The following is a 26,544-nucleotide window of genomic DNA, read 5'->3' on the forward strand; positions in this document are numbered from 1 at the left end:
ATACCGCTTTTAATCGGGGGTGGAGCTCTTCGGCAGCACCGAGTGGAACATCGACTTCATGCCCGACAGCATCTCGTCGGCGACGTTCGTCTTCTTCGGCCGCGGCATGGTCGCGCCGGCATCGGCACGCAGATCGAGCGGCGGCGCGATCATCGGGACCGGGATATCGGCCGGCGGCGTGATCCGGTTCGGATCGTCGTTGCCAACCGAGGCTGTGTAGGACGGACCACCATTGCCATAGGCCTCAGGCGAGGGAATCGACACAGTGATCGGCGGCGGCAGCGGGCGCACTGCGGACGGCTCCACCGTGACGACCCTCGGGGCCTCGGGCGTGCGCGCGGCTTCCCGCACGGCAGGCTCCTGGGTCCTCTCAGCCGGTTTGTTCTCAAAAGACTTGGTCTCGGTGGATTTGGCCTCAGCGGCCCTGGCGTCTGCGGCCTTGGCTTCAGGCGATTTGCGCAAACGCTCGATGGCGGCGCGGGCGAGATCGTTGGCGTCGGGGGTCGCAGCCGGGGATGCGGCGGCGGGCGCCGAATTGGCTTCGACCACCGGAACGGTTGCCGGGGTCGATTTGGCGGCTGCCTTCTCACGCGCCGCCGGGCGGCCGTGCGGGGCGGTTTCGGGGGAAGCAACGTCCGCAGCCTTGGTGTCCGCAGGCTTCTCGGCTGCAGCCTTGTCGGTCACGCTCTTCTCGGAAATGTCCTTGGCCTTGACGCCGTGCGCGGGAAGGTTGGTGGTGTCCGTGGGCCTGCCGTCGGTGCCGCTCTGGGCAGGCGCCACCACGGCCGCAGGGGCATCCACCGCCGGCTTGGCGTTGATGTAGTGATTGACGATGTACGCCCCGATGATCGTTGCGAGCACCGAGGGTAAAATATCCATCGAGATTTTAGCGAGGTATTTCAGCATTTCTCGGCCACTCCCCGCGCGATCAGATGCGGGAACTTTGGGGCATTGTAAGGGATCAACTGCGACGGATCGATGGCAAAGGTAACGCTTGCCCTACGGCTTAAGCTCGATCTCAAGGAACACGATCTCGGTTGAGGTTTCGTTAAGTACGTCGTGTTGGACGCCGGCCTTGCGGAAATAGGATTTTCCGGCCGAAAGCTGCGCCTTGGACCGCTCGCCCCCGGCGCCACGATGGTCATTTCACCGGCGATGACGGGTACGATCACATAGTCCATCCCGTGGGTGTGATGCCCGGTCGCGCTGCCCGGGGCGAGCCGCCATTCGGTCACCCGGACCTCTTCGTTATCGACCTGGACCTCGGACTTGGCAGCAAGCATCGGAACTCTCCTCGGGGAATCGCTTCAGGGCACGAAGACCATGAACACATAGACGGCAAATACCACCATATGGACCAGTCCGAACAGGACATTGGTCCTGCCGGTGCCGAAGGTCAGCATGCTCAGCAAGAATGTCAGGAGGAGCAGGATGCTGCTTTGGGCGCTCAGGCCGAGTTTGAGTTCCTTGTCGAGCACCCAGGTCGCAACGCCGACGGCGGGTATGGTCAGGCCAATCGTCGCCAGCGAGGAGCCGAGGGCGAGATTGATACTCTTCTGGAGATCGTTCCTGCGGGCGGCCGTAATCGCGGCGACGCCCTCGGGCAGCAGGATCAGAAGAGCCACCAACAGGCCCGCAAAGGCCGGTGGCGCGCCGATCTGTGCGCCAACCGCATCGACCACCAGCGAAAACTTTTTGGCCAGCAACACCACCGCCAGCAGCGACACCAGCAATAGCGCGACGCTGAGCGCGAGCATGCTGCCCGAAAGGCGGGCGTCCGCGCCCTCGCCGTCTGCCCGCTCATGTACGAAGTAATCCTTGTGCAGGACCGTCTGGGTGTAGAGGAACACCCCGTAGAGCGCGAGCGTAACGACACCGACGAAGCCGAGCTGGATTGCCGAATAGACCGGACCGGGCGTGGTGGTTGTGTAGTTGGGCAGGATGAGAGCTATCGTCGCCAGCGCGAATAGGACGCTGAGATAGACGTTGGCGCCCGAGACCTGAAAGCCTTGCTCGCGATAGCGCAGGCCGCCGATGAAGACGCAGAGCCCGACCAGCCCGTTGCAGACGATCATGACCACGGCAAACACGGTGTCGCGCGCCAGTTCCGGTGCCGGCTTGTCGCCCAGCATGATCGTGGTGATCAAGGCGACCTCGATGATCGTGACAGCGAGCGTCAGCACCAATGTTCCGTAGGGCTCGCCGACGCGCTCGGCGATTACCTCGGAATGATGAACGGCCGCGAACACGGTGCCGAACAGGATCACCAGAAGGACGACCGCGAACAGGCCGCCGCCGGCAGTCAGTGTGAAGCCGTAGTCGGTCGCAGTGACGATCAGAAACAGCAGCACCGCCAGAGCGGGGAAGATCCAGGACGACCGGGGCATCGGTCCGTGTGCGCTCATGCAGGCGATTCCTTCAAATGGGCATCGATTATGCGCGAGAACATCGCGCCCGTCAGCCCTCAGGACCCATTGATGAAGTTTCTCGCGATCTCGTCGACGCCAAAATTACCGAGATCGTCATGCCCGCCGCCGCGAATGCGAACGAACTGCTTCGGCTCGTGGGCCAGTTCAAACAGCTTCTCGCCGAATGCGATGGGGATGGTCTGGTCCTGCGCACCATGGACGATCAGAAGCGGCGCCGTGACGCGTCCGATGCGCTCGTCCGAGCGAAACGGGTCGCGTATCAGAAGGCGCACCGGAACAAGACGGAAATGCGAGGCGGCGACGTCGGCGATCGACGTATAGGGCGCCTCGAGAATCAGCTTTCCGATCGGATGTTCGGATGCGATCGCGATCGCAACGCCGGTCCCGAGCGAGAAACCCCAGGCGACGATGCGCCGGGCATCGTAGCGTGCCGTCGCGAATGAATAGGCGGCCTCGCCATCGCGCAACAGGCCGTCTTCGCTCGGCGCGCCGCTGGACCCCGCATAGCCGCGATAGGACAGAGCGACGAGACCTGTGCCGTCAGCCGTGATCGCCTTGAAGCGGCCGGCAAGGCCCGCGAGAAAATCACCATTGCCATGGAAGAACAGCACCATGGGACGGCCGGGCGTTGGCGGCACGTGCCAGACGATGACCTTCTCGCCATCGGATGTCGTGAGGACGTGCTCCTCAGCCTGCGGAAATCCCGCGGAGGAAGGCGCGGTGCGCTCGGCGGTCGGGATCGGAAACAGCATGGCGCGCTGCTTCACGAACAGCAGGACGAGACTGGCGAGATAACCAGCGGCAACGACGATGGCGGTCCATTTCAGGAATGTCATCGCTATCGCCGGCTCTCCGGCGTTACATCGCCTTGACGATATTCTCGGTGACCTTCTTGGCGTCGCCGAGCAGCATCATGGTGTTGTCGCGGTAGAACAGCGGATTGTCGATGCCGGCATAGCCGGAGGCCAGCGAGCGCTTGATGAACATCACCGTGCCGGCCTTCCAGACCTGAAGCACCGGCATGCCGTAGATCGGCGAGGTCTTGTCATCTTCGGCCGCCGGATTGGTGACGTCGTTGGCGCCGATCACGAAGGCGATGTCGGCCTGCGCGAACTCCGAGTTGATGTCCTCGAGCTCGAACACCTCGTCGTAGGGCACGTTGGCTTCGGCGAGCAGCACGTTCATGTGGCCGGGCATGCGGCCCGCGACCGGGTGAATGGCGTATTTCACCTCGACGCCTTCCTTCTTCAGCATGTCGGCCATTTCACGCAGCGCGTGCTGGGCCTGCGCCACCGCCATGCCGTAGCCGGGCACGATGATGACCTTCTGCGCGTTCTTCATGATGAAGGCGGCGTCGTCGGCCGAGCCGAGCTTGGCCGGCTTCTGCTCACCGCCGCCAGCGCCGGCCGCGGCGGTCTCGCCGCCGAAGCCGCCGAGGATGACCGAGATGAAGGACCGGTTCATCGCGTGGCACATGATGTAGGACAGGATCGCGCCCGACGAGCCCACCAGCGCGCCGGTGATGATCAGCGCCGAGTTGCCGAGCGTGAAGCCGATGCCGGCCGCGGCCCAGCCGGAGTAGGAGTTCAGCATCGAGATCACGACCGGCATGTCGGCGCCGCCGATCGGGATGATCATGAGCACGCCGAGCGCCAGTGCGATGATGACGATCAGCCAGAAGTCGAGCGCGCTGCCCGACATCACCAGCCCGACGATGAAGACGACGAGCAGAACGGCGAGCACGATATTGATGACGTGGCGGAACGGCAGGATGATCGGCGAGCCGCTCATGCGCGCGGACAATTTCAGGAACGCGATCACCGAGCCGGTGAAGGTCAGCGCGCCGATGGCGACGCCGAGCGACATCTCGACCAGGCTCTGCGGATGGATGTTGCCGGGAGTGCCGATGTCGAAGGCTTCGGGCGCGTAGAACGCGCCGGCGGCGACCAGCACCGCGGCCATGCCGACCAGCGAGTGGAAGGCGGCGACCAGTTCGGGCATCGAGGTCATCGGCACGCGGCGGGCGATCACCGCGCCGACGCCGCCACCGATGGCGATACCGAGGATGACGAGAATCCAGGCCAGGCCGTCCGCCGGCGGATGGCTGGCGAGCGTGGTGGCGACCGCGATCCCCATGCCGACCATGCCGAACAAATTGCCCTGGCGCGACGACGCCGGGCTCGACAGCCCGCGCAGCGACAGGATGAACAGCACCCCCGCCACGAGATACAAGAATGCAGAGAGATTGGCGTTCATCTCAGGTCCCCATTGATCCCTTCAGCCCGAGGTGGCCGCTCACTTCGACTTCTTCTTGTACATCGCCAGCATGCGCTGGGTGACGAGGAAGCCACCGAAGATGTTCACGCAGGCGAAGATGAGCGCGACGAAACCGAAGCCGCGTGCCCAGCCCGAGCCGCTCGAAACCATGCCGACGCCGACCGCGAGCAGCGCACCGACCACGATCACCGAGGAGATCGCATTGGTCACGCTCATCAGCGGCGTATGCAGCGCAGGGGTCACCGACCACACCACGAAATAGCCGACGAAGACGGCGAGGACGAAGATCGACAGCCTGAAAACGAAGGGGTCGACGAGCTGTGCAGCATGCTCCATGGCGGCTCTCCTTAAACCCGATTAAGTTGATTTGGGCTGGAAGTTCGGGTGGATGACGGCGCCGTCCCTGGTCAGCGCGGTCGCCTTCACGAGTTCGTCGTCCCAGTTCACGGCGAGAGCCTTGCTGCCCTTGTCGACCATGGTCTCGATGAAATTGAACAGGTTGCGTGCGTAGAGGCTGGATGCGGAGGCTGCCACCCGGCCGGCGACGTTGGTGTAGCCGACGATCTTGATACCATCGATCTCGGCGACCTCGCCCGGCCTTGCCCCTCGACATTGCCGCCGCGCTCGACGGCGAGATCGACCAGCACCGACCCCGGCTTCATCGACTTGACCATCTCGGCCGAGACAAGCCTCGGCGCCGGCCGGCCAGGAATGAGCGCAGTGGTGATGACGATGTCCTGCTTCTTGATGTGCTCGGCGGTGAGCGCGGCCTGCTTGGCCTGGTATTCCCTGGACATTTCCTTGGCGTAACCGCCGGCGGTCTGCGCGTTCTTGAATTCCTCGTCCTCGACGGCGAGGAACTTTGCACCGAGGGACTCCACCTGTTCCTTGGTCGCGGGCCGGACGTCGGTCGCGGTGACGACGGCGCCGAGACGGCGCGCGGTCGCGATCGCCTGGAGGCCGGCGACGCCGACGCCCATCACGAATACCTTGGCGGCGGGCACGGTGCCTGCCGCCGTCATCATCATCGGGAAAGCGCGGCCGAAGGCCTCGGCGCCCTCGATCACGGCGCGGTAGCCGGCAAGGTTCGCCTGCGAGGACAACACGTCCATCACTTGTGCACGCGTGATGCGCGGCATCAATTCCATCGCGAACGCGGAGACGCCGGCATCGGCGATCGTCTTCAGCGCGGCTTCGTTGCCGTAGGGATCCATGATGGCGATGACGAGCGCGCCGCGCTTGTACTGCGCGAGCTCGGAGGCCTCGGGGCGCTTCACCTTGATGACGATGTCGGCGTCCTTCAACGCATCGGCGCTGACGGTGGCTCCCGCTGCGGTGAATTCGGAATCCGGCAGGCCCGATTTGAGACCGGCACCCGGCTCGACGGCGATCTCGGCGCCGAGCGCCTTGAACTTCTTCACCGTATCAGGCGAAGCGGCGACGCGCGGCTCCGACGGATCGATTTCCTTGGCAACGGCGATCTTCATGGGCCCTCCGGCGACGCGGGCAAAAACGCGCACGCGAACTTAGCGTTACTCCCGCAACGTTGGATACCGGTTTTGGAACCGGCTTGTATGCAAATTTTATGAGCACCGACGACGCTGGCGGTGCAGCAGGCGATGGATCAGGTCAGGAAGATCGCCATCAGGATCACGATGAGCGCGACCGAGGCGGTGCCGTACTTCACCAGCTTGATGAAGCCCTCGTAGGTCTGCTCGTGGGCAATGTAGTCGTTGCCGTCGGCGGTGGTGTAGGCCACTTCGCTATGGTCAGCCATGAATGTCCCCAGTAGAAAGTCGAATTCTCCGGCTGGGATTACCTTAAACCTTCGGGCAGGGCAACGGCAGGCAGACGCGGTTTACCCGCAAATCGGCTGATTTGGAATTCCGATGGCCGGGAATTCGGCGTGCGCTGCTCAGCCCTGCTCGATCATCGTGACGGTGACGCTCGCGGTCCGGCGCTGGGGTACCGAAAGACCGAGCGCCTCGCGGACCGCGTCGATCGCCGGCTCGCCGGCTTCGGTGAACCTGGCGGTACGCGGCGCCGTGCCGGAACCAACCACGACCGGATTGCCCCCAGACAGGAAGCCGTGCGCCATGTGGAAGCCCAGCGCGCGATAGACCTCGAACTGCTCCTCCGAGAAGAACTGGTCGCCGGTGGTCTCGTGGGGAAAGGTGCCGTTGCGCCGCGCGTAGTCGCGGATGTAGTCGTTCTCGTCGCTGCTGAGCGAGGACTTGATGTAGACGAGATAGCCGGTGTCGCCAGCGCCATAGTCGATGGTTCCGATCGCGACATGAACATGCTCCGCCGGAGCATTTTCCCGCGTATCCGCGGCGGCATGGGCGGACTTCTTGTCGGCATTCTCGGCCATGACGGCGCGGGTGCGGTCGCGGATCGGCGTCCAGGGCAGATCAATCCGAACGCCGAGATCGATGCGGGCATAGCGCTGGAGTTTCATCAGCGAGGAGAAATTCATCGGCGCGTCGGCTTCCGCGTCGACCGCGACGATCACCCTGCAGCGCCGGCGCAGCAGCTCGTAGACACCGAGATTTTCGATGTGGCCGCCGTCGGTGAGATAGACGCCGTCGCTGTTCTCGTAGAGGCGGCCCGAGATTTCAGACCACAGGAACAGTGGCGTCGAGTGGCGCTGCGGCCTTGTTGCAACATCGACATAGCGCGGATTGTTCAGCCAATAGCCGAGCCGCACGTTCAAGAGCGCGAGCGTCGGCGTCAGCGCCTTGATCGAGTTCGACCCCATGTTCGAAGACGCCGCCGCCCCCGAGATCGCCATGGCAGTGGCAAGGTCGAGGCTTTGCTCCAGCCGCTCGACCGCCGGGGTCCTGGCATAGCGCGTCGCCTCGCTGCCAACATAGAGCGGCGAGAAGACGAAGAAATCCGCATTGCGGCCGCGCCGGTTGGCGAAGTCCGACCCCTGAATGTTGAGCGCCGTGTTGATGAGATGATAGGGCGCACGCAGCGTCGGCTCGGTGCCGCCATCCGCGACCGCATAGAGCTCGCTCAACTTCATCCGATCGAGCGGCTTGAAATCGCGCCCCTGGTCGAGGCTCGCTTCGGCGCGGGCAATGTTGCCGTCTGCGGAACGGTCGGGATCGAACAGAAACGCTTTGCTCAGCCGATCTCGGTACAGGCGGTGAAGCGAATTCGCGTTGGGCGTCAGGGACCAGGAGATCGCAAACAGCAGCATGCCGACGAGCGCATACAGGATCACCACGGGCAAGCTGTGTGCATACCCGGAGCCTTGATCCAGCCAATGAAATTGTGCGGCGACGTTGTTCGCGGCAAATCTGAGCCAGACCGGAACGTGGGATACCGGCGTCAGCCAGTCCGTCGTTGCCGTGTTGGCCACCGGCTGCGGAGCGATCTCGGCCGAGAAGGTGCCGGCGCCCGCGTCAAACTCGATCTTGCCCGACAGATTTCCCGTGGCTGGCGCAGTTGATTTGGTGGCGGCGAGGCAATTCCTTTGCGCAACGGCGGTCAGAGGCGCCTGGCATTTTTCGAGCGGATCGTTGGCGATGCCCCAATAGGACAAATAGAGGTAGGCGACCCAGATGATCAGCGGCAACGCCAACCCGGCGATCCACAGCGCGACCTTGGCAACGATCGCGAGCACCAGCGAGCCCCATTGCGAGGATGCGCCGTTGCCCTTCAGAAATTCGGCAAATTGCTGCCTGAAAGCAGTGACGACGATGCCGACCGGCGCGGCAATTGCGGCAAGTGACTTGATCCAGGTGACCGCGACGCCGCCGACCGGCCCTCCGATCGCATTGCCGTCGACGACATCGAACATCTGCGACAGCATGAAGGGCTGGAACTCGAAGAATGCGATCGAAGCAAGCAGCACAAGGAACGTCGCGCCGGCGGTCGGCCAATGCGAGCGAAACTCCTGGCGCTTCTCGGGACTCGCAAATGACTGCTTGAGCGCCCAGCCAAAGAACAGGCCGACACCGATGATCGCCACGGCCAGCGTCAGCGCAAAATGCTTGATCTGAAGGATCCGCGCGAAGTCGCACGCGATGCCGAGCAGAAACGCGATACTTGCGGCATAGGTGAAGAAGACGGTCGGGCCAATGCCCCGCTCCTTGCGGAAGAGCCAATAGGCAATTCCGCCGCAGGCAAGCAAAGCCGCCGCGACGATTGCGCCGATGGCCGCGAAGCCGTAGCGATCAGCGATCCAGCCGAAATGGTGGAGTTCGCACTGCGTCGAAGCGCCGTCGGCAAGGTCTACTCCGAAGAAATTCGCGACGGTCAGGCAACTGCGCAGCGGCGTCGACCAGATCGTGACGGCAGCAAGCAGCAGCACGACCGGAAGCGTCAGTCCGATATTTGCGATCAGCCCACGCACCACGATCGCAATGCCGGTGAGGAGATCGCGCACGCCGGCAGGTACCAGATAATTGGAGTAGTTCCTGATGTGTCCGACGGAGGGCGTATCGCTGATCTCGTTGGCGGTCGCGGTGTCGCCCGAAGGCCTCTCCCCGAAGACGAAGCGCTGCGTGACGGTCATGGTCGCGCTGAGCGAGGTACCGATATAGCCGCCGCCGGAGACGGTCGAGAGATAGTCGATCCGCCGGAACAGATTGTGGTGGTTCAGCGCCTGGAGCACGCCAAGGCAAAGAGCCGAGGAGCGAATGCCGCCGCCCGACAGGGCGAGCCCGGTGACGTCGAGCATCTGGCAGGATTCGAGGCCATCGGTGGGGATCTGGCGCGTCTCCTCGCGCCTGGTATTGATCGCTTCGATTTCGTCGCGGACGATCTGGTGGTGCTTCTCACACCAGGGCTTTTCGTCAGAGGACCGGGTTGTCCGGGGCTCAACGGGCTGGGTCGGCTGGACCTGATCGTGCATGCGTGCCTCCCCAGGGCGGCGGAGCACCGGCAATCAACGATTGTAAAATAAGCAAGAGTAGCCTTATTGAAATTAGTCTCGCGGAGGATGCAAACGTTCAATCAGCATCGCGGGCCCGCCATACCGACGATCGGATGCGAAGCGGCGCAGGGAACTCGCGCCGGCGCCGCATCCCGCAAAATGTACCGAGCCGTGCTTCCGGGAGAGCCCAGCTCTCCCTCATCCCATCGCTTCCAGCTCGTCGATCATCCCGGCGATGACGCTCAGGCCGCCGTCCCAGAATTTGGGATCCTTGGCATCGAGACCGAACGGCCGCAGCAGTTCGGAATAGTGCTTGGTGCCGCCGGCGGCGAGCATGTCGAGATAGCGCTCGGCAAAGCCTTCCGCCGCGTTCTCGTAGACGGCGTACAGCGAGTTCACGAGACAATCGCCGAAGGCATAGGCGTAGACGTAGAACGGCGAATGGATGAAGTGCGGGATGTACATCCAGTAGTTCTCGTAACCCGCCTTGATCTCGATCGCCGGCCCGAGGCTCTCGCCCTGCACCGAGAGCCATATCTCGCCGAGCCGCGTCGCGGTCAGTTCGCCGTTCTTGCGCTCGGTGTGGACCGCGCGCTCGAAGGAATAGAACGCGATCTGCCGCACCACGGTGTTGATCATGTCCTCGACCTTGCCGGCGAGCAGCGCCTGGCGCTGCCTGGCACTCTTGGTCTGCGCCAGCAGCCGCCTGAAGGTCAGCATCTCGCCGAACACGCTCGCGGTCTCGGCCAGCGTCAGCGGCGTCGGTGCCATCAGCGCGCCGTTCTTCGCCGCAAGCACCTGGTGCACGCCGTGGCCGAGCTCGTGCGCGAGCGTCATCACGTCGCGCGGCTTGCCCTGGTAGTTCATCAGCACGTAGGGGTGCGCCGACGGCGTGGTCGGATGCGAGAACGCGCCCGGCGCCTTGCCGGGACGCACCGGCGCATCGATCCAGCGGTCGGTGAAGAAGCGCTCGGCGATGTCGGCCATGTCAGGCGAGAAGCCGCGATAGGCGGTCAGCACCATGTTCCGCGCGTCGGGCCAGCCGATGGTGTCGGTCGCCGCAAAGGGCAGCGGTGCGTTGCGGTCCCAATAGGCCAGCCGCTTCTTGCCGAACCACTTCGCCTTCAGCGCGTAGTAGCGATGCGACAGCTTCGGATAGGCCGCGCGTACGGAGGCGACCAGCGCATCCACCACCTCGCGCTCGACGCGGTTGTTGAGATGACGGGAATCCGCGACGTCCTTGAAGCCGCGCCAGCGGTCGGAGATGTCCTTGTCCTTGGCCAGCGTGTTGGTGATCAGCGCGAAGGTGCGCTCATTGGCCTTGAAGGTCTTTGCCAGCGCCTCGGCCGCAGCCTTGCGCTTGGCGCCGTCACGGTCCGCCAGGAAATTCAGCGTCGGCTCGATCGCCAGTTCCTTGGACCCGACCTTGAAGCGCAGTCCGGAGATGGTCTGGTCGAACAGCCGGTTGAAGGCGGAATAGCCGGTTTGCGACTTCTCGAGGAAGAGTTGCTCGAGCTTGTCGTCGAGCTGGTACGGCTTCTCCTTGCGCAGATCCTCGATCCACGGACGGTAATAGGCCAATTCCGCGGCTTGCATCGCGCCGTTCAAGATATCGTCATCGATACGGTTGAGCTCGAGGGCGAAGAACAGAAGATGGGTCGACGCCGCCGTCAGCCGCTCCGACACATCGCCGTAAAATTTTGAAATCTTGGGGTCCACGCTGTCGCCGGCGTGGACGAGGCCGGCATAGGAGCCGAGCCGGCCGGCGAGATCGTCGATCGCCTCATAGCGTCGCACCGCCTCGGCGAGCCATTTTCCGCCATCTTCGTTTGCTGTCCCTGTCGCGAGCTTGCCCTTGTAGTCGGTCTCGAAGGCGACGCAATCGGCATCCATCTTTTCGAGATCGCGCGCCACTTCCGGCGCATCGATCCCGGAATAGAGATCGGCGAGATTCCACTCCGGAAGCTTGCCGGTCTTGCCTCGCAGGCTTTGCGGGCGAAGATTTGGAGGGCTTTGCCTTGACGGCGGATTTCTTGACGGCGGATTTCCTGGTGGCCGGCTTGCGGAGAGCGGGCTTTTAAGGGCAGACTTCTTGAGAGCAGACGTTTTAAGGGCAGTCTTGGAGCGCGAATTCATTGTGTGGGAAACCTGTGTTCAACAATCGCGACGGCGGGCGGGGGCATCAAGGTTTAAGAGTGCGTTAATCGGCTTCGGCCAGAGTGCCCCGATTCGAGACAGATAGTAGTAGCGTGCGGGGAACACCATGGCTGCCAGTATTTTGATCGCCGACGACGACGCTGTGGCCCGCCGGCTGGTCGAGAACATGGTGCAGAAATGCGGCTATGAGACGATCGTCGTGGACTCCGGGGACGCCGCGATCGCCGCCCTCACCGCCCCCGATGCTCCTGTTATCGACGGCGTCATCCTCGATCTCGTGATGCCCGGCCTCGACGGCATGGGCGTTCTGGCGAAAATCCGCGAAGCCGGCCTCAGCGTCCCCGTCATCGTTCAGACCGCCCATGGCGGCATCGACAATGTCATCTCCGCCATGCGCGCGGGCGCGGCCGATTTCGTCGTCAAGCCGGTCGGCATGGAGCGGCTCCAGGTCTCGCTTCGCAACGCCCTCAACGCCTCCGCGCTCAAGGGCGAATTGCAGCGCATCCGTCACAGCCGCGAGGGCCGGCTGACCTTCTCCGACATCATCACCCGCGCCGAGGCGATGGGACCGGTGATGCGCACCGCGCAAAAGGCGGCGAATTCCTCGATTCCAGTGCTGATCGAGGGTGAGTCCGGCGTCGGCAAGGAGATGTTCGCGCGCGCCATCCACGGCAGCGGCGAGCGCAAGGCAAAGCCTTTCGTCGCGGTCAATTGCGGCGCGATTCCCGACAATCTCGTGGAGTCCATCCTGTTCGGTCATGAGAAGGGCGCCTTCACCGGCGCCACCGAACGCCACACCGGCAAGTTCGTCGAAGCCCATGGCGGCACGCTGTTCCTGGACGAGGTCAGCGAGCTGCCTCTGACCGCGCAGGTCAAGCTGCTCCGCGCGCTCCAGGAAGGCGCCGTCGAGGCGGTCGGCGGACGCAAGCCGGTCAAAGTCGACGTTCGCATCATCTCGGCAACCAACCGCAGGCTGCTGGAGCGGGTGAAGCAGGGACATTTCCGCGAAGATCTGTTCTATCGCCTCCACGTGCTGCCGCTGACGATTCCATCGCTGCGCGCCCGTCGCGAGGACATTCCGCATCTGCTGCGGCATTTCCTGGCGCGCTTTGCGGCCGAGGAGAACCGTCCCATCGCCGGCATCAGCGGCGAGGCGGTCGCGCATCTCGCCCAGCTCGACTGGCCCGGCAACATCCGCCAGCTTGAAAACGCGGTCTACCGCGCGGTGGTCATGGGCGAGGGCGAGCAGCTTGGCCTCGGCGACTTTCCCCTGCTCTCCTCGCAGCCGCATCCCGAAACGGACATTCCGACCGCACCGCTGATGCTGGAGCCGATCGCCGCGCCCTCGGTGGTATCGGGTGGTGATATACCCATTGCTCCGTTCCCCCAGACAGGATCGCTTTCCATGCTGACCCCGACCGGCGATATCCGCCCGCTGGAGGACATGGAGAACGAGATCATCCGCTTTGCAATCTCGCACTATCGCGGGCAGATGTCCGAGGTCGCCCGCCGCCTCAAAATCGGCCGGTCCACCCTCTATCGCAAACTCGACGAAGCCGGGGTTCCCGGCCATGGCGGGAAAAGCGGCGAGGAGACGCACTGAACCTCATGCGAACGGAGGTTCGCGTGACCCTACGAGACCGCCGTAAGCCGTTCGCATGACGGCGAAATTCGACGGCGGCTTGAACCGTGACTTGGAAGTGACAGACACAGGGAAAAGCGCGCTCCAGAGGCGCACAATCCGTTGCAAACGCGCTTCCATGAAGTCAGTTTGTCGTGAGTTGTCCCGGGTAGCGCTGGCTGCATGAACGGGGCCTGTATATCGTCTGCGTAGGAATCGTTGCGTGCAGGCGTGCAACTTTCGAGAGGCCGGCGCAGTTTAGCCGAAGCTCAATAGGCGATAACGAAGCTGTTCCACGAGGGACAGTTCACCCGAGGGGTGTGACAAAATGCGTGACTGTTTGAACCACCGTGCAGGCTTCGACCGCGTCTTGATGGCGGTCGCAGCGACCTTCCTCACGGTATCGGCCGGCTCGGCGCTGGCACAGGATCAGGCGCGCAGCAACGCCGCCGAACTCGCAATCGAAGCCGCGATCCCGCGCCCCGAGCCCGCAAACGTTCCGCCCCCGACCGCAGCCGACATCAAGCTCGACACCACCGCCACGGTGCAGGACTCTGCGAAGGAACCGGCCAAGGAGCCCGTGAAGGCGGATGCCGCACCGGCGCCTGCCAAGGTCGACACCAAACCTTCCGACGTGGCCACCACGCCCCCGCCCGAGGCGCCGCCCGCCAAGGCCGATACTGCGACGATCACGCCGGCCGCCCCCGCGACACCCGCCACAGCAGCGGCTCCGGCCGCCGAACCGGTGAAGGCCGCAAGCAACGTGCCTGCCGCCGACCAGCCGGTCGCCGACAAGCTCAAGGACATCATCGGCGCCAAGACCTCGCGTCATTTCGATCGCAAGAACGAGCGCGCGGCCGTCGAGAAGTTTTACGGCGCACGCGACTTCGCGCCGGTCTGGACGCAAGCCGGCAGCCTGACCGCCGCGGCCAAGGGTGTGATCGCGCGGCTGAAGGACGCCGCGTCCGACGGCCTCAATCCGGCCGACTATCCGGTGCCGGATTTCGCTGCCGCCACGACGCCCGACGCGCTTGCCGATGCCGAGTTGAAGCTCACCGCCAGCATGTTCGACTATGCGCGCCAGGCCCAGAGCGGCCGCATGCATTGGTCCCAGGTCAGCGGCGACATCCTCTATCCCGAGCATCCGGTCGATCCGAACGAGGTGCTCGCCAAGATCACGACCGCGACCGACGCCTCTGCAGCGCTCGACAGCTACAACCCGCCGCACAAGCTCTACAAGGAGCTGAAGGCCAAGCTCGCCGAGCTCCGCGGCCAGGGCAACGGCCCGGTTATCGAGATCGCCGATGGTCCGGCGCTGAAATACACGCCCGCACGCGGCAAGAAGCAGGCTGAAATCGTCGTCGACGATCCGCGCGTGCCGCAGCTCCGCGCCAAGCTCGGCCTCGCCGAGAACGCCAGCGACACCCGCTATGACGCAGCGGTTGCCGATGCCGTGCGCAAATTCCAGAGCAGCGCCGAGCTCAAGGCGACCGGCATCCTCGACGACAAGACGGTCAAGGCGATCAACACGCCGAAGCGCGACAAGCAGATCGACGTCGTGCTGGTCAACATGGAGCGCTGGCGCTGGCTGCCGCGCGACCTCGGCGTTCCCTCGCTGGGCGATGCCTATGTCATCCTCAACATTCCCGACTACACGCTGAAGGTGATGCAGCGCGGCCAGCAGGTCTGGACCACCCGCGTCGTTACCGGCAAGCCGGGCACGCATGCGACCCCGCTGCTCACCGAGACGATGAAGTACATCACGGTCAATCCGACCTGGAACGTGCCGCCGTCGATCGTCTACAACGAGTACCTGCCGGCGCTTCAGCAGGACCCGACCGTGCTTCAGCGCATGGGCCTCGAAGCTCGAGCAGAACCGCGACGGGTCGGTGCATATCTCGCAGCCGCCGGGCGAAGCCAACGCGCTCGGCCGCATCCGCTTCAACTTCCCGAACAAGTTCCTGGTCTATCAGCACGACACGCCGGACAAGAACCTGTTCTCCCGGGACGAGCGCGCCTTCAGCCATGGCTGCATGCGGGTGCAGAACCCGGATCAGTACGCCTCCGTGCTGCTCGGCATCGCCATGCCGAGCGAGAAGTACACGCCGGAGCGCATTCGCAGCATGTACGGCAAGAGCGAGATCGACCTGAAATTCCCGACCCCGATCCCGGTCAACATCACCTATCAGACCGCGTTCGTGGATGATGGCGGCAAGCTGCAATTCCGCAAGGACGTCTATGGCCGCGACGCGACCATGATCAACATCCTGAAGAACAGCCGCGGCAAGGACCTCGAGAACATCGTGGCTCACTCGCAGCCGAGCTATTCGCGCCCGGCGACGACGCTGCCGAACGGCGTGGCGGTTGCCAACAATGGTGGCTCGTCGGGCCTGAACTTCTTCGAGCGGCTGTTCGGCGGTGGCGCCCCAGCCCAACCGCCGACCCCGGTCGGCCGCCGTCCGCAGCAGCAGCGGGTATTCACCCGCTGAGCCCGGCTCGGACGAGGCGCCTCATGTCCTGAAATTCTGCAATAAAATCAGCGACCCCGTCCCCTGGATGGGGTCGCTTAACGTTAACCATTCTCCACCTGACCTCGGGCAGCGGGCGTTTTTTTGCCACACTCAACCGGTTAGGTTCGTATTCTGACTTGGTTTGGGGGCGGGAAGGTGAACCTCAAATTAACCTTCTCGCTTTAACAAAGCGTTCATCCTCTTTCGCGCGCTAACGGGGTTGGCGGGGAGTCCATTTTGAACGCTCGTCGACTGGGTGGGCTCTAACGTGCTGACTGGTCTCGCACGCCAATTCGCGGTGCTGTCGTTGTCCCATGCGGGAGTGAAGGCCGGATCCCGGATCGGCCTTGCTTGCGCCCTGCTGTTTGCTGCCGCCGGTTCGGTTCACGACGCCGCCGCACTGAACGAAACCAAGACGCTCTCCTTCCACCACACCCATTCCGGCGAAGACCTCACCGTTACATTCAAGCGTGACGGGCGCTTCGACGAAGGCTCGCTGAAGCAGCTCAACCATTTCCTCCGCGACTGGCGCACCCAGGACGAAACGGTCATGGACCGTCGCCTGTTCGACATCCTCTGGGAAGTCTACCGCGACGTCGACGGCAAGCAGCCGATCCAGATCATCTCCTCCTATCGCTCCCCCGCCACCAACGCCATGCTCCGTCGCCGCTCCTCCGGTGTGGCGCGCTTCAGCCAGCACATGCTGGGGCATGCGATGGACTTCTATATTCCGGGCGTGCCGCTGGAGCAGATCCGTTTCGCCGGCCTGCGGCTGCAGCGCGGCGGCGTCGGCTTCTATCCGACCTCCGGCTCGCCCTTCGTGCATCTGGACACCGGCAGCATCCGGCACTGGCCGCGCATGACGCATGACCAGCTCGCCCGCGTCTTCCCGGATGGAAAGACGGTGCATCTGCCGACCGATGGCACGCCCCTGAAGGGCTATGAACTCGCCAAGGCCGAGATCGAGCGCCGGGGCAATGGCGACGATTCCGGCAGCAGCAAGCCGGGCTTCTTCGCCGCCTTGTTCAAGGGCAAACCGGCTCCGGCCGGCAGCAGCAGCGACGAGGATGACGAGGGCGCTCCGGCGGCGGCCGCCAAGCCTGCTTCGCCGACCATGGTCGCAGCCGCAACCAAGCCGGCCGAACCGGTGCCGACGCCGCGCGCCAAGCCGTCGATTGCCGCCACGATCCAGCTTGCTTCGGCCGATGCGCAGATCGTTGCGCCGCCAAGGCCGAAGCCCGCGCCCGTGGCTGACAAGTCCGCCGCCGGCAAGCCCGAGACTCCCGCCGACATCATCAACGCCCGCGGCTTCTGGGATGCCCCGGCCACGCCACAGCAGGCGACGCCCGCCCAAGTGGCTGCGCTCAGGGCGCGCCAGGCGCTTGCTCAGGCCACTGATCCGCAAGCGACCTCCAGCGTCTCCAGCGCGGCCTATCAGGCATTGGCTTATGCGCCGGCCTCCGCCTCTCCGGTCGACCGCGCCAACGTTGTCGCCGCCTCCGCGCCGATTCCGCGCGCAGCCCGTCACACCACCGCGACGCGCAGCCTCGCGCCCGCAACCGAGATCAACACCGTCGTCGGCAAGAGTGTCGATGGCGCAGTCGCGACCGCAACCCGCCTCTCGGCGCCCAAGGGCGAGAGCATCTGGCTCAAGATCGTGATGCTGTCGCCGAGCGCCAGCCGCGCGATGTCGGTGACGCTGATGGGCGAACTCGATACCGCCGCGTTGCGCAGCTATTTCGTCAAGCCGCAGGCTGTGGTCGCGATGAGCTTTGCCGACGATCCGATGCAAGGCCTGTCCTGCGACAGCTTCACGGGCACCGCGACCACGAAGCTCCAGACGACGTCGTTCGTCATGCGGACGGCGGCGCTGCGCTGAGGTCTTCGAGCGCTTTAGCGCTCGCTCCGCCGATCCAGATGATATGTCAGCGCCAGCGACAGGCAGACCGTGAGCTCCCGCTTCGGCAGCGCGCCTGACACGGGCAACAGTAGCGCCCTCGTCTGCCGGTACTCGAATTGATCGGGAAAGCGCTCGCGAAAGGTGTCGACCAGCGTCGTTCTGCAGTTGAACAGGATGGCAGCGTGGTCCGAGCCCTTCAGGCGGCCAAGCCGGATTGTAGAGCCGCTGCCGGTCTCACCGGTCAGATAAGCCGGCTCGCCCCATTTCAGGGTTTCGGTGAGACGACCGACATCGTCGTGCGCGGCGGCTGTCGCAAAGATCAGCGCACGCACCTGCAGGAGCCGCTTGCCGATCGGCGCCGGAAGAACGTCGAAAGCGCGGCCTACCTCGCGCGGCAGTGGCGGCGCGGTCACGACATCTCTCCCGACTCCAAGCTCCGGCTCGTCCTGGGTTTCGCCAGGACGAGAGTCATGGCCTCAGAGCATCCCCAGCGCTTGCATGTAGGTCTCGAGGATCGTCTCGGCCTCGGCGCGCTCGTTGGGGTCCTGCTTGCGCATCCGCACGATGGTGCGCAGCGCCTTGACGTCGTAGCCGTTGCCCTTGCTCTCGGCATAGACGTCGCGAATGTCGTCGGAGATCGCCTTCTTCTCTTCCTCCAGCCGCTCGATGCGCTCGATGATGGATTTGAGCTGGTCCTTGGCAAATTTCGTCGCGGGCTCGTCGTCGCGGACGGCGGCGGTGGTGGCCATCTTGGTACTCCAAATGGAACTGGCAAAACGAGGTGACGCCGGCATCCTCACCGCGCGTGCTGGATAGACCCTTAGGGTTGGCGCCCCCCGCGTTCAAGCAAGCATCGCGCTCGTCCACAGCGCGCCCACATCTTCCTGCGGCGAGACAAAGAAAGCTGTTGTGTGGTGCGACTCAGGACACGCGTCCGATGAAGCCTGTTCAGTGCCCGTGGGGATGGACTTTCTTCATCGCCTCGATCTGCTCGGGCGAGGCCGCGCCCTGGTATTTCGACTTCCAGGTCTCGTAGGGCATGCCGTAGACGGCCTCGCGGCTCTCGTCCTTGCTCAGGGCGACGCCTTGAGCGTCAGCGGCGTCCTTGAGCCAGTTGGACAGGCAGTTGCGGCAGAAGCCCGCCAGATTCATCAGATCGATGTTCTGGACGTCCGTGCGCGTCTTCAAATGATCGACCAGACGCCGGAAGGCGGCCGCCTCAAGCTCTGTTCTGGTTTTGTCGTCGATTGCCATAACTTAATCCCATGGCTGTGGCTTGGCTCAGACCCCGGTGGCGATCACCCTTACGGGATCAGGTGGGGTCCTGTCACAGATTTTGCCATATCCCGGCGCAAACGGGCGCAAAGCCGCCCGGGCGGTAGTTCCTCGCCCCTACGCCAAATCGTCAATGATCTGATATAGCTTTCGCGACAATGATCGCCGAATCTCCCCGCTCCCCCTTCGCCTGCTCGCCCGGTTGGTCCCGGTGCTGGTCGTTGGCCTGCTGTGCCTCTGGGCCAGCCCGGCCTCCGCCGATTTCCGGCTCTGCAACAACACCTCGAGCCGGGTCGGCATCGCGCTGGGTTACAAGGACGCCGAGGGCTGGACCACCGAAGGCTGGTGGAACATCTCGTCCCGCTCCTGCGAGACCCTGCTGCGGGGAACGCTGGTCGCCCGCTACTATTACATCTACGCGATCGACTATGACCGCGGCGGCGAATGGTCGGGCCAGGCCTTCATGTGCTCGCGCGACAAGGAATTCACCATCCGCGGCACCGAAGATTGCCTCGCGCGCGGATACGACCGGACCGGCTATTTCGAGGTCGACACCGGCGAGCAGCGGGCCTGGACGGTGCAGCTCACCGACGCCAACGAGCAGCCGTCGCGGCAGCAGCGCGTGCCCGGCTTGCCCGGCCCGGTGGGCCCGGGTGGCGGCGTTCCGGGTTTGCCCAACGGTCCGCCCGGTGCTACGCCCCCGGGCTCGCCCGGCCTGCCACCCCCGCCTGGAAATAAGCCATGAGGCGTCTTCGCCGTATCAAGATTCTCGCGACGCTCGGACCTGCCTCTTCGGACCTTGCGATGATCCGCCGCCTGTTCGAGGCCGGCGCCGACCTGTTCCGCATCAACATGAGCCACACCCCGCATGACAAGATGCGGGAGCTGGTGGCGACGATCCGCAATGTCGAGAGCAGCTATGGCCGGCCGATCGGCATCCTGGTCGACCTGCAGGGCCCCAAGCTGAGACTCGGCGCCTTCGCCGAGGGCGCGGTGCAGCTCCAGAACGGACAGACCTTTACCCTCGATTCCGACAAGACGCCGGGCGATGCCACGCGGGTCAATCTCCCGCATCCGGAGATCCTGGCCGCGCTGCGGCCGGGCCATTCGCTGCTGCTCGACGACGGCAAGGTGCGCCTGATCGCTGAGGAAACCTCGAAGGACCACGCGGTAACCCGCGTCGTGGTCGGCGGCCGGATGTCCGACCGCAAGGGCGTCAGCCTGCCCGACACCGACCTGGCGGTCTCGGCGATGACGCCGAAGGACCGCGCCGACCTCGAGGCGGCACTGGTCACCGGCGTCGACTGGATCGCGCTGTCCTTCGTGCAGCGCGCCGACGACGTGCTCGAGGCCAAGAAGATGATCCGCGGCCGCGCCGCCGTCATGGCCAAGATCGAGAAGCCGCAGGCGATCGACCGTCTCGCCGACATCCTCGAGGCCTCCGACGCGCTGATGGTGGCGCGCGGCGACCTCGGCGTCGAGCTTCCGCTCGAGCGTGTGCCGAGCCTGCAGAAGCAGATGACGCGCATGGCGCGCCGCGCCGGCAAGCCGGTGGTGGTCGCGACGCAAATGCTGGAATCGATGATCCAGTCGCCGGTTCCGACCCGCGCCGAAGTCTCCGACGTCGCCACCGCCGTCTATGAAGGCGCCGACGCCATCATGCTGTCGGCGGAATCGGCGGCCGGCAAATTCCCGGTCGAGGCGGTCGCGACCATGAATCGGATCGGCGAGGAGGTCGAGCGCGACCCGATCTATCGCTCTGTGCTCACCGCCCAGCGCCCCCCGCCGGAAACGACCGCCGGCGATGCCATCGCCGACGCCGCGCGGCAGATCGCCGAGACGCTCGACCTGCCCGCGCTGATCTGCTGGACCAGCTCGGGCTCGACCGCGGTGCGCGTGGCGCGCGAGCGGCCGAAGCCGCCGATCGTGGCGATCACGCCCAACATCAGCGCCGGCCGCCGGCTCGCCGTCGTCTGGGGCGTGCATTGCGTGGTGGCGGACGATGCGCGCGACCAGGACGACATGGTGAGCCGCGCCGGCCAGATCGCGTTCCGGGACGGCTTCGTCCGCGCCGGCCAGCGCGTGATCATCGTTGCAGGCGTGCCGCTCGGCATTCCCGGGACGACCAATATGGTGCGCATCGCGTCAGTCGGCCCCGAGGGCGACGCGAGATCTCTAGGGCCGCCGGTGCGGCCCGAACAAAAACCTCGAAAACAACCCCATGCACAGTAGCCGGCGCGTCCGGCTGGTTTGCTGAGGTCTTGCGAAAAGGCGTGCTCAGGCAATGACCTGAGCACAATCAGGTCTCAGCCCCGCTTCCCGTCCGGCTTTCAAGCCCCGACCAGCGCTTTTGCGGTTGGCAGCAGGGTCTGCTGGACCACCAGGCCACGGGCCCGGGCGTCCATGACGCCGACGGCGCGCAGTGCCAGCAGCGTCACGGTCTGCACGGCGTCGCGCATCCTGGCGGGATCTTCGAGATTGTCGGGCGCAAGCGGCCCGACCAGCGCCTCATGCAGCGCGCCGAGCAGCGCGGTCGCGGCAAGCGCGGTGTCCTGCGCCGGCAAATGACCGGCACGCACGGCGGCGTCGATCCGCCCGGCGATCTCGCCCGCGATCTCGCGGCGGCTGGCAAGGCGGGAGGCGCTGACGTCGACATCGACGGGCTCGGCGAGGATGCCCCAGGCCAGTCGGCGCTGCGACAGGGTATGGACCGCCACCGTGGTCACGGCGGCCGCGAGCGCCGAGGACGGCCCGGGCGCGGCTTCGGCCGCCCGGCGGATCGCCGCGAGCTCGTCGCGCGAGACCTCGGCAATCAATTCGGAAATCAGCTCGGCCTTGGAGGGAAGTAACGGTAAACGGTGCCGGCCGCGACATTGGCCCGGACCGCGACCGGCGCGATCTGCACCGCCGCCATCCCGCCTTCCGACGCAGCCTCGCGCGCCGCCGCCAGTATCGCACTGCGCCGCGCCGCAAGGCGCTTCACCACTTGATGCGTCCGCCGATAAACCATGGCGCGCTTCCTGTCCCACACGCCTGCCGCACGCCCGCGGCCGAACGCTTCGTCACTGCAAAAGATGCAAATCGCCCCGCAAGGACTGAACAACTATTCAAAGTGGATGACAAGATGCAAATGCGTGGAGCGTCATGGCGAACGGACGGGAGCGCCAACCGGGACCGTCAAGGCGATCAGGACGTGCGCGCTCCAACTTGCCCCCGGACTGACTGGCTGAGGGCAAATGCTGCCGGCGAGCTAGGCCTGGAGACGAGCTTGCTATTGCGCGATTTCCACCTTGAAGGATCGCCTTTCGATCTCGTTGCCATTTCGGGAAATGGTAAACGTTGCCGTGTAGGCGCCGGGCGGCCAGGCCGAACCCGGCCGCTTTCGTCCGGCCGAGACGAAATACTGCGCCTGGTCTCGCGGCAGCTTCGGTGCGCGATACAGCGCGATGACTTGCCCCTGAGGTGACTTCAGCTCGATGGCTTGCTCGTCTTCCGCTTGAAGTCCGATTGCGCGAACATACGCAACGATGGCCTCAGAGTTAGCGCCAGGTACGGATCGCCTGGGCTCGCCTGCCTCGACATCGTCCATGGTCACTGCTCGATCGGCAAAGCCGGCATTGATGATCTCAGTGGGCCGGTAGTTGGGAGTAGAACTCGCCGTAGGCTGCCACAGCGACCGACCGAAATTGCATTCGCCTTTCGCTGCTCCCTCGGCGAAGGGATCTACGACTGTCCCGTTATGCCTCACCGTGAAATGCAGGTGCGGAAACTCGGTGTTTCCGGAGAGGCCCACCAGCCCGAGTGCCTGCCCGGCGTTCACGCTGTCGCCCGGCTTCACTCTGAGACTGCCCTTGGCCATGTGGCAGTATTGCGTGCTCCAGCCGTCTCCGTGTTCGACGATTGCGCCGTTGCCGCATTCCCTGCCGGCGACTGCGGCTTTGCCGGCGAACTTGACCGACACGTCATCCATACCGTCGCGGATTTGAGCAACGCGCCCTGAAGCGGCAGCAACGACTGCCACACCTGTTCTCTGAACGTCCAGATCGGGTAGCCTGATGTCGGTGCCATCGTGACCATCATAGGTTCGGTGCCCGCATCGAAAGTCCAAGGTCTTGTCGGAGGGATCATGGTCAACGTAGTTCTGGACGAAGCAAGTTGCTCCCAGTTCGCAGGCAACCGGCCACGCAAACAGTTGTGGTTCGGAGCTGCGGGATGCCGCCGCGCATGTCATGACCGCGCAAAATGCCAAGGCAGACACATACGTTCCTCGTCGATCTGTCCGCCTGCAATCGCCGATGGAGGCATGGAGCCATACCGTTCGTCACAAGACACAGTCTCGCAGCGTTCATGAAGCGAACATTGGTGCCGCGATGCAAAAGACCGATATCACTCTACGAATCTCGCAAGCTGACCAGGTTGCCGTGGTCGCCGCTCTCAGACTCGTTCACTCCTTCTGGATTACAAACGGCCCCGAGACCATTAGACGGCGCCGATAGAGGAACCGACTCTAAAATGGTGGCAAACTGCCGCAGGAAAAATTGAGATCGACGTCATCTTTGTCTTACCGCGATCACGTGCGATCGTACCTTGTTGAGGTGGAAGGGTCGAGCAACGTGCGTTTTCAAGCGCGTGGACTGCCGGCTCCAATTTAAGTTCAATCTTTCGTTGTTTGCCTGTGGGCGCGCCGCATTTTCAGGAGCTAATGAGTTGCGTAACCGTCCTTTACATCCATAAGTTATTCTGTAGTGTTCGCAATCGGACGTTGATGTTGGCCGGCGCGTGGTGTGTGGGTGTCGCGTTATCGGGGCTGTGGTGTGACTGGGACTCGCAATCCGTTCAATCTCGGTTGGCGCAGAGCACGTTCATGGCGCCTCCACCGCGTCCATCTGGACAACTCATGTCGAAAGTTCGAGCGGCTTGCCGTTGCTGTTGATCCGCGGTGGAGAGCTTGGTGCGAGAACGGAGCGGGCGACATGAAGCGGCTCGTGGGTCTGTCCGGCTGCATTGTTCTTTTCGTATTTGGGTCATCTCTCGAGGTGGCCCACGCATTTGGTCAAGCTACTTGCGAGCGTGCTGATCCAGTGAGACTGCGGTTGAACGGGATTGAATATCGTATTCCCGCTGCGCTCCAGCCAGATTATTCGCCACCAGAAGCGCTGCCCACTCGGGATTATTTTCCGAACGGCGTCCGCGCAAAACAATATTGTCAACATTCGCAGGACCCGCCTGCGGCCGTTGATCGCATTGCCTTCCCACCCAAGCAGCTGTCTGCCTGGGCGAGCCAGGATGCCAGCCGCGCAGAGCTCGCGGGCATTTTTCCTCTGGGCATCTACAGATCGTCTCGCCCGATTCAGCCTGTTGCGGAAGGTGGTCAACCAATGCCCGACGGCTTGTTCCGAACAGTCACTCGAGGCCAGCGGATTGAGATCACTTCGATACAGCCGATCTTCTTCGGCTCGATAATCAACGCAGGGTGTGATCCCGCTGCAACTCAGAAACCAAGTGCACGGTGCACGATTTGGGGACGGCTGCCCGATGGCTCCGCGATTCGCCTAGGAGTTCTCGACTCCGAAAAGCCGATACGTGTATGGCCGCTCATGTTGCAGCAGGTCGAGACGTTCATTTCGTCTATGACCGTAAGCGGCCGATAACGATAAAAAGGGGGCAGCATATGTTTACGTATAACGGGGACCAACTTTCCCAAATTCAGGCCCTTTTCACGGCGGGGAATTTTCCAGCGGCCTACCGGCTCGCTGCTAGTTTCGCGGATGGTGGCGAAGGAGTGTCTCAGGCATCGATACAATGGATGCGGGGGCTGCGGATATAAATCAGGACGTCGGAAGTGCCGCGGCCACTGTTCGGCAATTTACTGCCGCTCAATATGAGACTCGATTTGGAGAGGCTCCACAGCAGAATCTGATCCAAAGCGTATCAGACGAGATCGCACAGAAAGTCCTTGGGGATATACTTCAGACGGGAACCGCTCCCTCTATCGATCAGATAGCGCAAGACGATGCCTTGCCGACCGCCACCGGCATCTTTCGAGGCGACCCCGGGAGGATTGGCGAGCTGGGTCGGCTCGGGGGCGAGATGCTATTGCGCGATGTCCACCTGGAAGGACCGCCGCTCGATCTCGGCACCTCTTCGGCGAAGAACAAAAGTTGCCGTGGAGGCACCGGGCGGCCAAGCCGCGAAGGCAACAATCGACCTTCCTGTCTGCCGGATTTGCGCTGTTGCAGCCAATCCCGGATCTCTCGCGCGAGGCCGCAAGTCACCCGGCACGATGTTGTTTGGGGTCTGGTGTGGTCATCAACGCAGTGCGTCGACGACGGGAATCAACATCTTCCAAGCACTTCGATCTCATGTTCGAATTTGAGCTGAATCTTCGGTGCCTTCGCGCGCAACATACTGCTGCCTCACAATCAATTCAGTTGCATGGCAACTCTTTACATCCAAAAGTTTTCCAGTAGACCATGCAATCTATCGTTGATTTGAGATGCCGCAAGGTGTGGTAGCCGCGTCAACGTTCCCGGGACTGTGGTCGTGGCTGGAATTCGTAATCCGTTTAGTAGTCGCAGTGTACGCTCGTCGCGAGCTTACCCGGCCCATCCTGCCGATTCATCACCAGGCAACGTTGAGAGTTCAAACTACCTTTTGCAGCTGAGAAGCTGCGAACGTTGCTCTGACGCGAGAACGGAGTGTGCCATATGAAGTGGCTCAGGCCTTTTCTCATGCTGACCTCCGCTCCCCTGACGGCCGCTGAACTAATCTCGGTGCGGTGCGAGGGTGGCGCTCCGGTTCGCCCCTACTTCGCGACGTTCGACGTCGATGCCAAAGCTGTCGTCTTTGAAACGCCGCCTATAAACATCGAAACAAATTTCGGCATCAATGCGCATTCGGGAGAGATCATTTCCGCAACCGATGGAAAGATCGAATTCATGTTGCGCGTCTATCCAGGCAAGATCGACCTGATCTTTGATCGCATCAAGAAGACGATGACGTGGCCGGGACTTGATGACCCGACTTTCAGGCCAACATTAACCCATCAGTGCACCATCACGCCTCCGCGAAGCATATTAAGCTTCCGGGTTCGCGATCCCATTCAGCACCCAATCTCCGTCCGCTGTGAAGACGCCGGATACATGTACTTCACGATGGATGTCGCTTCAAAACAAGCACTCTTTGAGCGCGGCCAGGAAGCAAGAGGGTTTCGCGGTGAGGTCACTGATGCGAGCCAGGATGAGGTCATGTTATTGATGAATTTCGACGTTCCCCGCCGAGTCGTATTGAGCCGAATAAGCAAGACCATCACGATTGAAAGCATCGCGGGCGATGCAGCGCGACCTCGGACCGTCATGCACTGTGAGGAAGTGCCGGGCCGAACAATGATAGAAATCTATAGAGACCCACAGCGGTAAGAGACGCCCCCTTCAGATCCTCGGAGATCTGGCTGGAGCACGTCATGCCGGCCAGATCACTTTTGCGAACGA

The 26,544-nt window shown here is 63.5% G+C and carries 17 protein-coding genes and 5 pseudogenes; 7 read left to right on the forward strand and 15 right to left on the reverse strand.

The annotated features are described in order from the left end of the window. Window positions 1–9: 9 nt before the first annotated feature. The 10 genes and pseudogenes from ACQ86E_RS08925 to ACQ86E_RS08970 all read right to left on the reverse strand — a co-directional run bounded on the left by ACQ86E_RS08925 (window position 10) and on the right by ACQ86E_RS08970 (window position 11,577). Entirely contained in the window at window positions 10–906 is an 897-nt protein-coding gene (locus ACQ86E_RS08925) for a hypothetical protein (protein WP_431205078.1), read from the reverse strand. Window positions 907–999: 93 nt separating this feature from the next. Then, window positions 1,000–1,283 (reverse strand): annotated as a pseudogene (locus tag ACQ86E_RS08930) (cupin domain-containing protein). A gap of 24 nt (window positions 1,284–1,307) precedes the next feature. Then, window positions 1,308–2,405 (reverse strand): calcium:proton antiporter, encoded by a 1,098-nt coding sequence (locus ACQ86E_RS08935; RefSeq protein ID WP_431205079.1) that lies wholly within the window; start codon window positions 2,403–2,405, stop codon window positions 1,308–1,310. A 59-nt stretch (window positions 2,406–2,464) separates the two neighbouring features. Continuing rightward, entirely contained in the window at window positions 2,465–3,265 is an 801-nt protein-coding gene (locus ACQ86E_RS08940; protein ID WP_431205080.1) for an alpha/beta hydrolase, read from the reverse strand. 22 nt (window positions 3,266–3,287) lie between these two features. After that, window positions 3,288–4,685: an NAD(P)(+) transhydrogenase (Re/Si-specific) subunit beta gene (locus ACQ86E_RS08945; protein WP_431205081.1), complete on the reverse strand. Its 1,398-nt coding sequence runs from the start codon at window positions 4,683–4,685 to the stop codon at window positions 3,288–3,290. A 39-nt stretch (window positions 4,686–4,724) separates the two neighbouring features. Continuing rightward, window positions 4,725–5,042, reverse strand: a complete 318-nt coding sequence (locus tag ACQ86E_RS08950; RefSeq protein WP_143841743.1) for a proton-translocating transhydrogenase family protein — start codon at window positions 5,040–5,042, stop codon at window positions 4,725–4,727. Between the two features lie 21 nt (window positions 5,043–5,063). Further along, window positions 5,064–6,193, reverse strand: a pseudogene (locus ACQ86E_RS08955) (Re/Si-specific NAD(P)(+) transhydrogenase subunit alpha). A 137-nt stretch (window positions 6,194–6,330) separates the two neighbouring features. Continuing rightward, window positions 6,331–6,483 carry an aa3-type cytochrome c oxidase subunit IV gene (locus ACQ86E_RS08960; protein WP_035704696.1) on the reverse strand — a complete coding sequence of 51 codons (153 nt, stop codon included), beginning with the start codon at window positions 6,481–6,483 and terminating at the stop codon, window positions 6,331–6,333. A gap of 138 nt (window positions 6,484–6,621) precedes the next feature. Next, window positions 6,622–9,570, reverse strand: coding sequence for a cell division protein (locus ACQ86E_RS08965; protein ID WP_431205082.1), 2,949 nt, complete (start codon window positions 9,568–9,570; stop codon window positions 6,622–6,624). A gap of 219 nt (window positions 9,571–9,789) precedes the next feature. Next, on the reverse strand, window positions 9,790–11,577 hold the full coding sequence (locus ACQ86E_RS08970; protein WP_431206435.1) for a M3 family oligoendopeptidase: 1,788 nt from the start codon (window positions 11,575–11,577) through the stop codon (window positions 9,790–9,792). A gap of 277 nt (window positions 11,578–11,854) precedes the next feature. Here ACQ86E_RS08970 and ACQ86E_RS08975 point away from each other — a divergent pair, with 277 nt between their 5' ends. The 3 genes and pseudogenes from ACQ86E_RS08975 (at window position 11,855) to ACQ86E_RS08985 (ending at window position 17,758) form a co-directional block, all read left to right on the forward strand. Next, window positions 11,855–13,351: a sigma-54-dependent transcriptional regulator gene (locus ACQ86E_RS08975; protein ID WP_431205083.1), complete on the forward strand. Its 1,497-nt coding sequence runs from the start codon at window positions 11,855–11,857 to the stop codon at window positions 13,349–13,351. A gap of 346 nt (window positions 13,352–13,697) precedes the next feature. Next, window positions 13,698–15,858 (forward strand): annotated as a pseudogene (locus tag ACQ86E_RS08980) (L,D-transpeptidase family protein). Between the two features lie 289 nt (window positions 15,859–16,147). Then, window positions 16,148–17,758, forward strand: coding sequence for a DUF882 domain-containing protein (locus ACQ86E_RS08985; RefSeq protein WP_431205084.1), 1,611 nt, complete (start codon window positions 16,148–16,150; stop codon window positions 17,756–17,758). A gap of 14 nt (window positions 17,759–17,772) precedes the next feature. Here ACQ86E_RS08985 and ACQ86E_RS08990 read toward each other — a convergent pair whose 3' ends face one another. From ACQ86E_RS08990 to ACQ86E_RS09000, 3 genes are all read right to left on the reverse strand, one after another. Then, window positions 17,773–18,192, reverse strand: a complete 420-nt coding sequence (locus ACQ86E_RS08990) for a DUF1801 domain-containing protein (RefSeq protein WP_431205085.1) — start codon at window positions 18,190–18,192, stop codon at window positions 17,773–17,775. Window positions 18,193–18,255: 63 nt separating this feature from the next. Then, a complete protein-coding gene (locus ACQ86E_RS08995) occupies window positions 18,256–18,528 on the reverse strand; it encodes a DUF2312 domain-containing protein (RefSeq protein ID WP_094976882.1) in 273 nt (90 codons plus the stop codon). 199 nt (window positions 18,529–18,727) lie between these two features. Then, window positions 18,728–19,033: a DUF1244 domain-containing protein gene (locus ACQ86E_RS09000; protein WP_431205086.1), complete on the reverse strand. Its 306-nt coding sequence runs from the start codon at window positions 19,031–19,033 to the stop codon at window positions 18,728–18,730. Between the two features lie 179 nt (window positions 19,034–19,212). On the opposite strand from ACQ86E_RS09000, the pseudogene ACQ86E_RS09005 reads away from it, so the two are divergent. Beyond that, window positions 19,213–19,799: pseudogene (locus ACQ86E_RS09005) on the forward strand (DUF1036 domain-containing protein). Continuing rightward, complete coding sequence (gene pyk, locus ACQ86E_RS09010; protein WP_431205087.1) at window positions 19,796–21,286, forward strand: pyruvate kinase; 1,491 nt, start codon at window positions 19,796–19,798, stop codon at window positions 21,284–21,286. The pseudogene ACQ86E_RS09005 and the gene pyk overlap by 4 nt, the downstream one beginning before the upstream one ends. A 98-nt stretch (window positions 21,287–21,384) precedes the next feature. On the opposite strand, the pseudogene ACQ86E_RS09015 reads toward pyk, so the two are convergent. Both ACQ86E_RS09015 and ACQ86E_RS09020 read right to left on the reverse strand, forming a co-directional pair. Continuing rightward, a pseudogene (locus tag ACQ86E_RS09015) lies at window positions 21,385–22,064 on the reverse strand (helix-turn-helix domain-containing protein). Between the two features lie 261 nt (window positions 22,065–22,325). Further along, window positions 22,326–23,312 carry a M23 family metallopeptidase gene (locus ACQ86E_RS09020; RefSeq protein ID WP_431205088.1) on the reverse strand — a complete coding sequence of 329 codons (987 nt, stop codon included), beginning with the start codon at window positions 23,310–23,312 and terminating at the stop codon, window positions 22,326–22,328. A 715-nt stretch (window positions 23,313–24,027) separates the two neighbouring features. Between ACQ86E_RS09020 and ACQ86E_RS09025 the strand changes: the two genes are divergently transcribed. Together ACQ86E_RS09025 and ACQ86E_RS09030 are read left to right on the forward strand one after the other, a co-directional pair. Continuing rightward, window positions 24,028–24,705 (forward strand): hypothetical protein, encoded by a 678-nt coding sequence (locus tag ACQ86E_RS09025; protein ID WP_431205089.1) that lies wholly within the window; start codon window positions 24,028–24,030, stop codon window positions 24,703–24,705. Between the two features lie 1,056 nt (window positions 24,706–25,761). Further along, window positions 25,762–26,472, forward strand: coding sequence for a hypothetical protein (locus ACQ86E_RS09030; RefSeq protein ID WP_431205090.1), 711 nt, complete (start codon window positions 25,762–25,764; stop codon window positions 26,470–26,472). The last annotated feature ends 72 nt before the right edge of the window (window positions 26,473–26,544 follow it).

Origin of the sequence: Bradyrhizobium betae (assembly GCF_050632175.1) — a bacterium.
GTDB lineage: Bacteria > Pseudomonadota > Alphaproteobacteria > Rhizobiales > Xanthobacteraceae > Bradyrhizobium > Bradyrhizobium betae_B.

Excerpts from the sequence above, each read along its gene's own strand:
- ACQ86E_RS08925 (WP_431205078.1), bottom strand. The coding sequence starts at position 906 with ATGCTGAAATACCTCGCTAAAATCTCGATGGATATTTTACCCTCGGTG.
- ACQ86E_RS08935 (WP_431205079.1), bottom strand. The coding sequence starts at position 2,405 with ATGAGCGCACACGGACCGATGCCCCGGTCGTCCTGGATCTTCCCCGCT.
- ACQ86E_RS08940 (WP_431205080.1), bottom strand. The coding sequence starts at position 3,265 with ATGACATTCCTGAAATGGACCGCCATCGTCGTTGCCGCTGGTTATCTC.
- ACQ86E_RS08945 (WP_431205081.1), bottom strand. The coding sequence starts at position 4,685 with ATGAACGCCAATCTCTCTGCATTCTTGTATCTCGTGGCGGGGGTGCTG.
- ACQ86E_RS08950 (WP_143841743.1), bottom strand. The coding sequence starts at position 5,042 with ATGGAGCATGCTGCACAGCTCGTCGACCCCTTCGTTTTCAGGCTGTCG.
- ACQ86E_RS08960 (WP_035704696.1), bottom strand. The coding sequence starts at position 6,483 with ATGGCTGACCATAGCGAAGTGGCCTACACCACCGCCGACGGCAACGAC.
- ACQ86E_RS08965 (WP_431205082.1), bottom strand. The coding sequence starts at position 9,570 with ATGCACGATCAGGTCCAGCCGACCCAGCCCGTTGAGCCCCGGACAACC.
- ACQ86E_RS08975 (WP_431205083.1), top strand. The coding sequence starts at position 11,855 with ATGGCTGCCAGTATTTTGATCGCCGACGACGACGCTGTGGCCCGCCGG.
- ACQ86E_RS08995 (WP_094976882.1), bottom strand. The coding sequence starts at position 18,528 with ATGGCCACCACCGCCGCCGTCCGCGACGACGAGCCCGCGACGAAATTT.
- ACQ86E_RS09000 (WP_431205086.1), bottom strand. The coding sequence starts at position 19,033 with ATGGCAATCGACGACAAAACCAGAACAGAGCTTGAGGCGGCCGCCTTC.
- pyk (WP_431205087.1), top strand. The coding sequence starts at position 19,796 with ATGAGGCGTCTTCGCCGTATCAAGATTCTCGCGACGCTCGGACCTGCC.
- ACQ86E_RS09025 (WP_431205089.1), top strand. The coding sequence starts at position 24,028 with ATGAAGCGGCTCGTGGGTCTGTCCGGCTGCATTGTTCTTTTCGTATTT.
- ACQ86E_RS09030 (WP_431205090.1), top strand. The coding sequence starts at position 25,762 with ATGAAGTGGCTCAGGCCTTTTCTCATGCTGACCTCCGCTCCCCTGACG.